The organism is Niabella sp. ZPM-14 (assembly GCF_055693045.2).
This window is the reverse complement of the sequence record NZ_CM181148.1, coordinates 2,724,690-2,737,465: the sequence shown is the minus strand read 5'-3', so window position 1 is coordinate 2,737,465 and position 12,776 is coordinate 2,724,690. Positions and strand designations below refer to the sequence as shown.

Annotated in this window: 11 protein-coding genes; 9 read left to right on the top strand and 2 right to left on the bottom strand. The window is 48.1% G+C overall.

Annotated features, from left to right (window positions below):
* From ACU37H_RS11530 to ACU37H_RS11500, 7 genes are all read left to right on the top strand, one after another.
* Nucleotides 1-744, top strand: coding sequence for a rhamnogalacturonan acetylesterase (locus ACU37H_RS11530; RefSeq protein ID WP_472701356.1), 744 nt, complete (start codon nt 1-3; stop codon nt 742-744).
* A 92-nt stretch (nt 745-836) separates the two neighbouring features.
* On the top strand, nt 837-1,838 hold the full coding sequence (locus ACU37H_RS11525; protein ID WP_472702359.1) for a pectinesterase family protein: 1,002 nt from the start codon (nt 837-839) through the stop codon (nt 1,836-1,838).
* Between the two features lie 29 nt (nt 1,839-1,867).
* Entirely contained in the window at nt 1,868-2,827 is a 960-nt protein-coding gene (locus ACU37H_RS11520; RefSeq protein WP_472701357.1) for a pectinesterase family protein, read from the top strand.
* A gap of 98 nt (nt 2,828-2,925) precedes the next feature.
* Nucleotides 2,926-4,542 (top strand): glycoside hydrolase family 43 protein, encoded by a 1,617-nt coding sequence (locus tag ACU37H_RS11515; RefSeq protein ID WP_472701358.1) that lies wholly within the window; start codon nt 2,926-2,928, stop codon nt 4,540-4,542.
* Nucleotides 4,543-4,711: 169 nt separating this feature from the next.
* Entirely contained in the window at nt 4,712-6,241 is a 1,530-nt protein-coding gene (locus tag ACU37H_RS11510; protein WP_472701359.1) for an arylsulfatase, read from the top strand.
* Nucleotides 6,242-6,607: 366 nt separating this feature from the next.
* Nucleotides 6,608-7,444: a UDP-2,3-diacylglucosamine diphosphatase gene (locus tag ACU37H_RS11505; protein ID WP_472701360.1), complete on the top strand. Its 837-nt coding sequence runs from the start codon at nt 6,608-6,610 to the stop codon at nt 7,442-7,444.
* A 52-nt stretch (nt 7,445-7,496) separates the two neighbouring features.
* Nucleotides 7,497-8,477 (top strand): glycosyltransferase family protein, encoded by a 981-nt coding sequence (locus ACU37H_RS11500; RefSeq protein WP_472701361.1) that lies wholly within the window; start codon nt 7,497-7,499, stop codon nt 8,475-8,477.
* Nucleotides 8,478-8,543: 66 nt separating this feature from the next.
* Here ACU37H_RS11500 and ACU37H_RS11495 read toward each other — a convergent pair whose 3' ends face one another.
* Complete coding sequence (locus ACU37H_RS11495; RefSeq protein WP_472701362.1) at nt 8,544-9,332, bottom strand: HAD family hydrolase; 789 nt, start codon at nt 9,330-9,332, stop codon at nt 8,544-8,546.
* 147 nt (nt 9,333-9,479) lie between these two features.
* Here ACU37H_RS11495 and ACU37H_RS11490 point away from each other — a divergent pair, with 147 nt between their 5' ends.
* Both ACU37H_RS11490 and ACU37H_RS11485 read left to right on the top strand, forming a co-directional pair.
* Nucleotides 9,480-10,682, top strand: coding sequence for a DUF418 domain-containing protein (locus tag ACU37H_RS11490; protein ID WP_472701363.1), 1,203 nt, complete (start codon nt 9,480-9,482; stop codon nt 10,680-10,682).
* A gap of 105 nt (nt 10,683-10,787) precedes the next feature.
* Nucleotides 10,788-12,170, top strand: coding sequence for a PQQ-dependent sugar dehydrogenase family protein (locus ACU37H_RS11485; RefSeq protein ID WP_472701364.1), 1,383 nt, complete (start codon nt 10,788-10,790; stop codon nt 12,168-12,170).
* A 74-nt stretch (nt 12,171-12,244) separates the two neighbouring features.
* On the opposite strand, the gene ACU37H_RS11480 is transcribed toward ACU37H_RS11485, so the two are convergent.
* The gene (locus ACU37H_RS11480) at nt 12,245-12,718 is read right to left on the bottom strand and encodes a hypothetical protein (protein WP_472701365.1); all 474 of its coding nucleotides are present in this window, start codon (nt 12,716-12,718) and stop codon (nt 12,245-12,247) included.
* Between the last annotated feature and the right edge of the window lie 58 nt (nt 12,719-12,776).

The following is a 12,776-nucleotide window of genomic DNA, read 5'->3' as shown; positions in this document are numbered from 1 at the left end:
ATGAACATCAGGTGGACTTTGGCACTGTTTGCCATACCGTTCATGGCCTTCCTGTGGCCGCCGAAGAAAACGACCATTTTCATGGCCGGGGATTCGACTATGTCGATAAAGCCCGTCAATGCCTATCCCGAAACGGGTTGGGGCATGCCCTTTGTTTACTTTTGGGATAGTACAGTGGAAGTGGTCAACCTTGCCAAAAACGGCCGCAGCACTTCTTCGTTCAGAAAAGAAGGTTGGTGGGACCAGATTATGAACAATTGCAAAGCGGGAGATTATGTGCTGATACAGTTTGGTCACAATGATGAAGTGCCGACCAAGAAAACGTATACCACCGAAACTGAATTCCGGGATAACCTGGTGCAATATATCAGGGACACAAAACTAAAACAGGCCCAACCTGTTTTGATCACACCCGTGGCGAGGAGAAAATTTGACAGCACCGGTAAAGTTGTGGGCACTCATGAAGTGTATTCAGCAATTGTCCGAAATGTGGCTGCTTTGGAAAAAGTGCCGTTGATCGACCTCGATCAACATGCACAACGCTTGTATCAACAGTTAGGAGCGGAAGCATCGAAACTTTTATTCCTCCAGCTGGAACCGGGCGAACACCCCAACTATCCATCGGGTAAAACAGACAATACGCATTTCAGCGAACTGGGCGCGCGGAAGATCGCTCAGTTGGTGTTGAAAGACATACGCCTGCTGCTACCCGATTTGTCGAAAAAAATTAAAACCATCGATTAAGTATGAATGAAAAAAAAGCTGAACCATGTACAACCGTTGAAGTGTGCGACGCAAGATCGCTGCATAGTAGCACTGTCGCTGGGTTCATCATAATGATTTTATTGATCATTACAACCGGTGTGGTAAAAGCCCAGACATCCAATCCGTCAAAATATAAGTACACGTTCACCGTAGCAAAGGATGGAACCGGCGATTATACATACATCCAGGAAGCTATCGATGCCATGCGCGTTTATCCGCTGGCACCGATCACCCTTTACATCAAGAACGGAGTCTACAATGAAAAGATAGAGCTGCCGGCCAACAACACCGACGTTACTTTTATTGGTGAAAACGCAGACAGCACCATCATCCGGTTCAACGATTATTCAGGAAGAGGAAAGCTGACGACCTTCACCTCATTTACAGCAAAGATCTCAGGCAACAGGTTCACGGCACACAACATCACGTTTGCCAACAATGCCGGGCGTGTGGGGCAGGCTGTCGCTTTATATGTTGATGCCGATAAAGCTGTTTTCAACAACTGTAAGTTCCTGGGCGACCAGGACACGATTTTCAGTGCCGGCGAAACCTCGAGACAGCTATTCCTCAATTGCTATATTGAGGGAACGACCGATTTTATCTTTGGCCCGTCCACCGCCGTTTTTCAACGATGTACCATTAAAGAAAAAAGCAACTCCTATATCACCGCAGCGAGCACTACACCGGGTAAAAAATATGGGTACGTGTTCCTGGATTGCACTATCCTGGCGGCTTCCGAAGTCACCAGGATCTATTTGGGACGACCCTGGCGTGCACATGCGAAAACAGTTTTCATACGCTGCAGCTTGCCGGAACAGATCGCTGCCGAAGGTTGGAATAACTGGAGCAATCCTGAAAATGAAAAGACGGTGTTGTATGCAGAATATAAAAGCAAAGGCCCCGGTGCTGCTCCGAAAGGCCGCGTGTCCTGGGCCAGGCAGCTTTCCGATAAAGAAGCAGCGGCTTATACATTGGACCATATTTTTGCGTCCTGCCAGCCCGGTCTTCCCGGCGAGAAAGACTGGTTCAGACAAGCCGCCCAACCACCTTTTCGGTGGCCGGCCAGGCAATAACTTCTTTTTATCATCTCTTGGTTTAATACATGATCTATAAAATTTTCACACTCGCTCTATGTCTGAGTATTGCGGTTCATGCGTTGGCGATTGAACCTCATTTCGTCGTATCGAAAGATGGTACAGGCGATTTTACCACGGTGCAGGATGCTATCAACGCGGTACCCGACCTGCGCAATAAGCAAACCATTATCTATATCAAAAATGGCGTGTATAAAGAAAAGCTGGTTCTGCCCGACACTAAAAAGAATGTGAAGCTGATCGGCCAGCAGGTGGACAGCGTCATCCTGACTTTTGACGACTATGCTTCCAAATTGAACCGCTTTGGTGAGCCCATTGGCACCAGCGGCAGCGCCTCGTTCTTCATTCACGGCGATGATTTCACGGCCGAACATATCACATTTCAAAACAGCGCGGGACCCGTGGGCCAGGCGGTCGCGGTGCGTGTGGCAGCGGATAAAGTAAAGTTTATCAACTGCAGGTTTCTCGGCTTCCAGGACACACTGTACACCTGGGGTTATGGTGGCAGTAGTCGCCAGTACTATAAAAATTGTTATATCGAAGGCACCGTTGATTTTATTTTCGGATCATCGACCGCGGTCTTTGATGAATGCCACATCTTCGGAAAGAGCGGTGGCTACTTTACTGCAGCGAGTACGCCCGATACCGCTGCGTATGGATATGTATTCCTGAAATGTACGGTTGACGGGGACGCGGGAAAGAATAGTTTTTATCTGGGCAGACCCTGGCGTCCTCATGCCAGGACCGTTTTCATAGATTGTAATATGAGCGCTGTTGTAAAGCCGGAAGGCTGGCACAACTGGGGTAAAACGACCAACGAAGCGACCGCATTTTATGCAGAATACAATAACAAAGGCACAGGTGCAGCCACTGGCCAACGCGTCACCTGGTCCCGTCAGTTAACGAAATCGCAGGCTGCTGAATACAGCCTGCACAACATTCTCCACGGCTGGGATGTACTGCGCTGACCGTGAGCAACCACTTGTGTATCGCGCTGCGAGCCGTTTGCCTGTGCCGTCCGTTTTCGCATGAAGCAATAAAATATCTTTTGAGTAAAGTGTATCGCATGAATAAAAAGCTTGTCATTATTTTGATGCTGTTAGCAGCGAATGGCCTTTATGGTCAAACGCCTTATGTATCCAGGGTTTGGAGCCCTGACAACGGGGACGGGACCTACAGCAACCCCGTTATTAACGCAGACTACTCTGATCCCGATGCAGTGCGTGTCGGAGACGACTTTTACATGATCGCCTCCAGCTTCGATGCGGTGCCGGGCTTGCCGATCTTACATTCCAAAGACCTGGTAAACTGGAAGCTGATCGGGCATGCGTTGCAACGGCAGGTGCCGCTGAAAGTGTTCAACAAAAACCAGCATGGCAACGGTGTTTGGGCACCGGCCATTCGCTATCACCAGGACGAATTTTATATCTACTATCCCGATCCAGATTTTGGCATATATGTTACCAAGGCTAAACATATCACGGGCCCCTGGAGCGATCCTGTGTTAGTCGAAGGCGGTGCCGGCCTCATTGATCCCTGCCCGTTTTGGGATGATGATGGAAAGGTTTACCTGTCGCATGCTTACGCCGGGAGTCGCGCCGGTATCAAAAGCATTTTGGTAATCAAAGAGATGAATGCGGAAGGAACCAAAACCACCAGCAACGGTGTGATGGTTTATGATGGGCATGAGCTGGATCCCACTATTGAAGGACCTAAAATGTATAAGCGTAATGGCTTTTATTATTTGTTTGCCCCTGCAGGCGGCGTGGCAACCGGCTGGCAACTGGTGTTAAGAAGTAAAAATATTTATGGTCCCTACGAGCGTAAAGTGGTGATGGACCAGGGGAAAACCGCGGTCAATGGCCCGCACCAGGGCGCCTGGGTGAACACCCGGTCGGGAGAAGATTGGTTTCTGCATTTCCAGGATAAGGAGACCATTGGACGTGTGGTACATCTGCAGCCCATGAAATGGATCAATGACTGGCCGGTGATCGGCGAAGACCAGGACGGCGACGGCACCGGCCACCCGGTGCTGCGGCACAGGAAACCCAATGTAGGCCGATCGTACCCGGTGGTGAACCCGGTAGAGTCGGATGAATTCAATACATCCAGGTTGGGCTTACAATGGCAATGGCAGGCCAATCCGCAAGCCACCTGGAGCTTCATGAACACACAAAAAGGTGCGTTACGACTGTTCGCTCATCCTGTAGCAGAAGGTCAGACCTTATGGAACACACCACATGTATTATTGCAAAAATTTCCGCATGACGCCTTTACGGCCACCACAAAGATGTCTTTTGCTTTCAGTGAAAAATGGATCGGCGAAAAAGCCGGGCTGACGACCATGGCCATGAATTACGGAAGTATCGCCGTTAAAAGAAAAAAAGACGGGAACTATATTGTATTCACCACCTGTGAGAAGGCTGATAAGGACGGTAAAGAAGTTGAAAAGCAATTAGCAGCCATTTATCAAAATGAAGTGTATTTCAGGATGCAGTTCAAACAAGACACTACCTGCGTGTTCAGCTATAGCCTCGATGGGAAACAGTTTACAGTAGCCGGAACCGTCAAGGCTACGCCGGGCAAATGGATCGGCGCTAAAGCCGGCTTGTTTATTACCAGCGATATTAAAACAAATGATGCCGGGTATATAGATGTGGACTGGTTCCGGATCGATAAATAACACAATCGTTTGCGCAACAAAATCTGTTTAAACTTTGATACTTTTATGAGAACGAGGGTTATCTGTAAGTACCGGCTTTCATAACGATGAAAAAGAAAGAAGAAGCCCGTCGCTGTGTTCGTTTACGTGAAAGCCGCTTAGGGTAAGCCCGATCTTATAAATCATAAGTATGCAAAAACTGACGATTGTATTATTGATGAGTCTGCTGGTGCCCGGCGTTAGCGAGGCGCAGCAAAAAAAAGCTACCAAACCAAATATCGTTTATATCCTGGCTGATGACCTGGGCTATGGAGAGCTCGGCTGTTATGGGCAGACAAAGATCGAGACACCGAACATCGACGCGCTGGCAAAGAATGGTAAAAAGTTTACCCAGCATTATGCTTTTGCCGTATGTGCACCGTCTCGTTATCTGCTGATGACCGGCATCAACTCGGGGCATGCTTATATCCGCGGCAACCACGAATGGGGCGAGCGCGGTCCCGTCTGGGATTTTAAAGCGATGGAAGAGAATCCGTTTCTGGAAGGCCAGTTCCCTATTCCTGATTCAACCGTGACCATTGCCGAAGTGTTGAAGCGAGCGGGATATACCACCGGCCTTGTCGGCAAATGGGGATTGGGTGCGCCGTTCACGTCCGGACTTCCCAACCGGCAGGGCTTTGATTATTTCTATGGCTATATCTGCCAGCGACAGGATCATACCTATTACAATGGCCATCTTTGGGAAAACGAGGACCGGGTGGCGTTGAGCAATAAAATTATATCGCCGGATACGACGCTTCCTAAAACAGCCGACCTGATGGATCCGAAGACCTACGCACCATTTCAGCAAAAAGATTATGGCCCCGATTTCCTGGTGAAGGCGGCGTTGAATTTTATAGACAAAAACAAAGACAAGCCGTTTTTTCTGTACTACCCGACACCTTTGCCGCATGTCTCTTTGCAGGCGCCGCAACGGCTGGTAGACTATTATCATCAAAAGTTTGGGGACGAGCAACCATTCCGTGGCGGCTCTTATTTTCCCGTTCGCTATCCGCGGGCGACCTATGCAGCTATGATCTCGTTGTTGGACGAACAAGTGGGGCAGATCGTGCAGCAGCTTAAAAAGAACGGGCTGTATGACAACACGATCATTATGTTTTGCAGCGACAACGGACCGGCCTTTAATGCGGGTGTAGATCCGGTATTCTTCAAAAGCGCCGGGCCGTTTAAGGAAACTTATGGATGGGGTAAAGGCTTTTTAAGAGAAGGAGGCATCCGGATGCCTTTCATTGTGCAATGGCCCGGGAAGATAACGGCCGGCTCTACTTCGGATCACGTTTCTGCTACCATCGATATGATGCCTACATTCTGCGAGCTTTTTAACATCCCCACGCCCGCCAAAGTCGACGGCATCAGTATGTTGCCTGAAATATTAGGCAATAGCGCCCGTCAGAAAAAGCATGACTATCTATATTTTGAATATCCTGAATATGGCGGCCAGCAAGCCCTGCGCATGGGCAATTGGAAAGCCGTCCGTATGGAGCTCATGAAAGGAACGATCAAAACGGAATTATACGATCTGTCAAAAGATATCCGCGAACAAAACGACGTGGCGGCGCAGCACCCGGACATCGTGAAAAAGATGGAAGACATCATGAAGCGGGAACACCATACCCCCGAGGTGGAAAGGTTTGTTATTCCGGTGTTGGAAAAGAACTAAGAGAATGTGCGAATATTTTTAGAACAGACTCAGGTTGCGTAGATAAACAGGTGTCAGACCGGGACGGTCAGACGCAGTGATAGCACCATGAATGCTCGGATGACGTTCAATATCTTGCTTGATAACATTGCAAGTTATTGTCTAAAATACAGGCTAACGATATTTGTATCGTGGCCTTAGAATAATGACCTGTTCATTACAACTATTCGTGAATTAGTGGCATTCATTCGCAAAACCATTTATTCAATTCCTGTTGCTTCCCCGGTTGAACAATTCTAACTCTGCTTTTCAAGTCGTAACAATCAAATAACACTGTCATAACAATTAGTTCAAAGGAAGGGTGGAGTTTTGATAAACTCTAAAACCATGAATAAAAGACTGGTTGAAGTGGTTGTGATATCTGATCTGCACCTGGGCACCTACGCATCAAGGGCAAAAGAATTTGCGGCCTATTTAAAAAGCATTGAACCCCGGCTACTCGTGCTCAACGGAGACATCATCGACGGATGGCAATTCAGTAAACGATATTTCCCGCCTGCCCACATTGCCGCCATTAAAGAGATCTTCAGCAAGCTCAGCAAAGGCACCCGGGTCGTTTACATCACTGGTAACCATGACGATGCCTTCAGAAAATATTCTGACCTGGAGCTCGGCAACTTTTTACTGACCGACAAAGTAGCGATAGAGGTCAACGGCAAAAAAACCTGGATCTTCCATGGTGATGTATTTGACCATACCTCTTCGCAGCAAGCCAAATTCCTGGGCAAGCTCGGCAGCAACGGTTATGCCATCCTGATGGGATTTAATAAGGCCGTAAACTTTGTGCTGCAACTTCTCGGAAAAGAAAAGCTATCACTATCGAAAGCCGTGATGCAGCAGTTCAATAAACGATTTATCAAGATCGATGAGTTTGAAAAGAAGATCGCCGAGATCGCCATCGAGAAAAACTTCAACACGGTCATTTGCGGGCATATCCACCAGCCACAAAAAAGGATCATCACCAATGAAAACGGGTCTGTCTGTTATCTCAACTCAGGCGATTGGGTGGAGCATATGACCGCATTGGAATATTATGATGATGAGTGGCATTTATACACCTACAATGAAAAGGAAACCGTTGCTGAAAAACCTGTAAAAGAAACACTCCAAACAGAGGTGCTCACCAACGAGATCGCCTTTTACCTGCACTCTTTGGCCAAATAGAGCAACCCGGAAAGGAATAGACCAGAGAGGCAATGACCATAAAAATTCAAACGTGAAAATCTTTTACGCAGTACAAGCCACAGGAAACGGACATATCAGCCGCAGCATGGAACTTCTCCCTTATTTGAAGCAATACGGCGAAGTAGATATCTTCTTAAGCGGGGATAATAGCAATCTTACGCTCGACGCTCCCATCGCCTACCGCAGCAAGGGGCTGAGTTTATATTACACCTGCAACGGTTCGCTGGACTATTGGAAGATCGCGAAAGCCATCAACCCCATTGCCCTTAAAAAAGAAATCAGCCAATTACCGGTGGAGCGATATGACCTGGTGATCAACGACTATGATTATATCACCGCTGCCGCTTGTGCGGCCAAAAAGATCCGCTCTATCAATTTCGGCCACCAGGCCAGCTTCCAGTCGATGAAAGTGCCGCGGCCGGCGCAAAAGAGCAAAACCGGCGAATGGCTCCTGAAGCGCTATGCCAGGGCCGACAAATACCTCGGGCTGCACTTTAAGAGTTATGACGACTTCATCATCACACCTGTGATCAAACAAGAAATACTGGAGGCTGATCCAAAAGACAATGGACATATCACCGTATACCTGCCTTCCTATTGCGAGCCACAGCTGGTAGAGATCTTCTCCGTATTTAAAGACCATCGCTTTGAAATATTCAGCCGCCAGAGCAGCCAGGACAGGGCCGTCGGGAATATCACTTTCAAGCCGGTTGATAAGACGCTGTTCAACCAAAGCCTCATTCATTGCCATGCCATCATTACAGGCGGCGGCTTTGAGACCCCTTCGGAAGCCATTCACCTGGGGAAAAAGATCATGGCTGTTCCCATCAGGGGACAATACGAACAGTGTTGCAATGCCGCGGCCCTAAATGAAATGGGCGTGATGACCCTGGATAAGATCAACGGAAACTTCACCCATGACTTCGAGCGCTGGATCAATGATTACCAACCAGTTCAAATTGATTATAGCAAAAGCATCCCGCAGGCAATGGAAAAGCTGTTCTCCAATTGATGTTGATATATCATCGAAAAGCTTCATGCCGGGAACACAACGAACATAGTCACCGAAAAATTGCTGTTATATTTCCAGCAATTGCCGGATCGTATGCGTCACTCCGCTATTGTTATTGTCCAGCTCGGTAACATATTTCGCGGCCTTTATGATCTCAGGATGCGCATTTTTCATCGCGTAGCTGTACCCCGCATTTTGAATCATGTCCAGGTCGTTTAAATAATCACCGAAAACCAGCGTTTCCTCCGGCTGCACATTCAGCCGTTGCTGGATCTTCCGGATAGCCGTTCCTTTACTTCCGTCTATACTGGTGATGTCGAGCCAGATCTGGCCCGCTACCGCCACTTTAAAGTTTTCTTCAAACTGTTTGTAGAACGGATAACTGTTGGTTTCCGAGCCGTCCAGATCGCAAAGGGAGATCTTAAGAACGATATCGTCCACTTGCGTAAGGTCGCTCACTGTTTTGTATTCCTGGTAATACTTTAACGCCTGGCTCGTAAAAGCCTCTTCCGAATTTTCTATGTATGCCAGATGCTTGCTACACAAAACGGGATACACATTGGGAATCGGCCGGGAAATCTCTACAAAGCTTTTGATAGAAGCTGCATCGAGCTGGTTGACGAGCAACTCTTCCTCCGCATGCACCACATAGCTGCCATTGTCGCAGGCAAAATATAATTGGTCTTTGATAGGTTCAAATATCGACGCTATATTATGAAAAGGGCGTCCGCTGGCAATCACCACATTAATTCCTTTCCCGGATAAGGTTTCAGCCACCTCCCAAAAATCTTCCGGCAGGTTTTTCGCATCATCTAAAAGAGACCCATCCAGGTCAATCGCGATCAGTTTTATCATTATTTTATCTTGTTTATCGAATAATTTGGCCATTTCATCGAAAAAATACAGGTATTTATCTAAAAATCAGGGTTGTTATAAACAAAAACCCTTACTTAGCGTCCCTGATTTCACAGAGACGCATCAGCCCGCGCTCCCCGAAACTCAATGCAGCACTCTAAAGCAAATATAACCAACAGAATTGAAGCCCTTGATGCCCTGAGAGGCGTGGCGCTGCTGGCTATTACATTCCGTCATTTTCTGACAAGATATAATTACGGGCCCGAACTCTATTCTTCCCATAACGTGCTGGCAACCATTGACAAAGCGATAGAGTACCTGGATTATCACCTGCTCTTCGGCAAGGCCTACGCCGTTTTTGCGTTTATGTTCGGTTTTTCTCTTTTTCTGCAGCGGCGATCCAGGCAGGAAAAAGGGTCCCTGCGCTACATGACCGCCCGCATGTTCGTGCTGGTCTTGTTTGCAGGCGTCAACGCCCTATTTTTCCCTGGCGGTGATATCTTAGGCTTATATGCTATTTGCGGCCTGCTCGTCCTCACCACCTTGCAGCTGCCGTTAAAGTGGGTGCTCGGCATATCTTTATTTTTCTTATCGCAGCCGTTGGAGTGGATACAAATCGTGCTGGCCTTATTTGACAACGAGGTGAGTTCTCTGGTGACCTCTTCGGCCGATCTTCAGCAACAGATCCGGGAAACGGTGAGACACGGGAGCATCAGTGAAAATCTTTGGATGAACCTGACGAAGGGTCAGCTATCCAGCCTGATCTGGTCGCTGGAATCGGGGCGGTTCACACAAACGATCGGACTCATGATGCTCGGTTTTTACCTGGGTAAAAGCGGTTGGTTGGTCAAAACGGTTTCAGACGGCATGAACGCGCTGTCCTATTCTTACATACCGATCTTCATCGCGATTGTGTGCTTCAGCATTGAATATTTGATCATATATGACACTTTTGCCGAACAAAAATTGCGTATAATTCTCTCTAATTGGATAAATTTGTGCGTCGCCTTCTTGTATATTCTGGTTTTTATAGCCATTTATCCAAAAACTATCGTCAAATATATGCCCTCTTTAAAGGCCTACGGCCGCATGAGTCTTACCAACTATCTTTTACAGTCCATCGTGGGTGGTCTTTTATTTGCGCCCTTTGGTTTTCATTTCGGCAAGACATTTTCAGCGATCTTTATTGTAGCCCTCTTCCTGTTATTTGTCGCTGCCCAGGTCTGGTTTTCAAAAGTGTGGTTTGCGACGCACTTGTACGGCCCTTGCGAAGGTTATTGGAGACAGTGGGCCTTATCCATTTCAGGCATGCGACCAGGTAGCCGCCGACGCCGTCCTGGAAAATATTAATTATTGCATTTATAAACCCTCTCTGCCCCTCCCGTCTGGCTTTCTGCCCGAAAGCATCATCCAGGAGCGCGCACGGACCAAACAATAAAAACTAAACATTACCACATGAAAAAAATCCTTAGTGTGATAAGCCTGTTGGCGCTGGTTGTAAGCGTAACAGCACAAACGGATACCATTTACACAGTCAACAACTTCGGCCCGCCCACGGGCATCCGGCAAATTACAGGTGTAGACCCTAACACCGGCACCGGTTCCGTCGCCTCGGCTCCCTACGGCGACCTGACAAGTGCAGGGATGGCCTTATCCTCCAACGGCTACCTTTACTACCTCATTGAAGCGACCAACAACGAGGGACTATTTAGCATGAGCTCGATAGAAGCATTTCCAACGCCTACCTCCGGCCCTACAGCTCCAACCACCACGAATGATGTTATCAACAACTACGATATTAATGGTACCGGCAACACGAATAATGTCTTCTTCAGACGCATGGCCACTGCGCCCAACGGCGATATTTACATTACTGCAACAGAGGAAGCTACCGGAACAGTTTACCTGGGAAAAATTACGCCGGCCGCAGGCGGTGGTATCGCCGGGACCTTTCAGCCGCTGGGAACCATCACTTTAAATGGTATTCCTCCGGGCGGGCAGTTCCGGAACGGAGATATCGCCTTTGATGGAGACGGCAACCTGTATGCTCTGGTGAACCAGGATCTTTCCGGCGGACAAGCCGCGATCTGCTATGCGCCGGCATCGGCTATTTCCACTACCGCGGGAGGCACTACAGAGATGGACGATATCTTCAGCGTCGTAGATGTAAACGGCGATCCTTTCGTCGGACTGGTAACGGGTTTCGCCATGGCATCGTCCGGGAACTTCTACGTATCGGTTCAGGGTCCTGACGGGGGCATTTACCTGACAAGACGTGACGGGACCAACGCGGTGATTACCGAATTGATCAATAGTGTGGACGCCGGAAATATTGCCGACCTGGCCACCAGCTACTTTCCAACGCAAACAGTACTTCCGGTAAGATATGGCGATATCAAAGCCAGGATCCAGGGAGGATCACTGATCGTGAACTGGAGCACGCTTAGCGAAACGAACAATAAGGCCTTCGAAATAGAAGCCTCAACCGACGGGAAAACCTTTACCAGGATCGGTACTGTAGACAGCCAGGCGCCTGATGGCAGCTCTGATCAGCCCCTATATTACAGTTTCACTAAAACCGTTGACAGCAAGATGGCCGTGATGGGTATTTCGCTTTTATCGCTTGCTTTTGTGATGCTGATGATAACCCGCAAAAACCGGATGGCCCTTTCCATGATGCTCGTAATGGGAGCAAGTCTTACCATCGCTTCCTGCAGCAAGAACGACAGCCAGGTTGATGTAGGCTACGAAGGAAAAATTTTTGTAAGGATCGTGCAGATAGATAAAGACAATACAAGATCTGTCTCTGAAGCAGTTAGGGCCTACAAGGCGGACTAACAGATGGCCCAGAAAACTAATATCCAGGCCCGGTTCTTTACCGGGCCTTTTCTTTTACCGGCCTGCACCGGTGGTTATTGCTTTTTCAACACCAGTGGACCGTCGTATTTCTTATCTGCAATCAACAGTAATAAGGGGCGTTGCGTGAAACTTTGTTCTGCTCCCAGCATTTCCAAATAGGTGAGCACCACGTTGTCACCTTCCTTCGTTAGGGTCAATGGCTGGAGGCTCACTTTTTGGTTGGATGCTTCACGTGTCACCGCAATGACATACTCTTTGGAAAAGTCAACAACAGTAGGCTTTCCGTCGTTCCCCATGACGGTGGCAGCGCCGAAATACCGGTCAAATGCTTCCTGATCGTAAATCCGTTGAGGAACGGAATCTACATTGTTTTTGATGAAATAGTTCCCGGCGATCTTGTAATCGATCTGATCTGTCTCTATCTGGCCTGACAGCGCCGGAGGTGCTTCAGGCTCATTTTTAGACGATGCGCTTGAACAGCTGGCGGCAAAGGCGCACAACACTGCATAAATAAAGGCCTTTTTCATGTATATATTTATTTGATTAGCCGGAAGGATACTGTGCATATCGCACTGACATGAATCG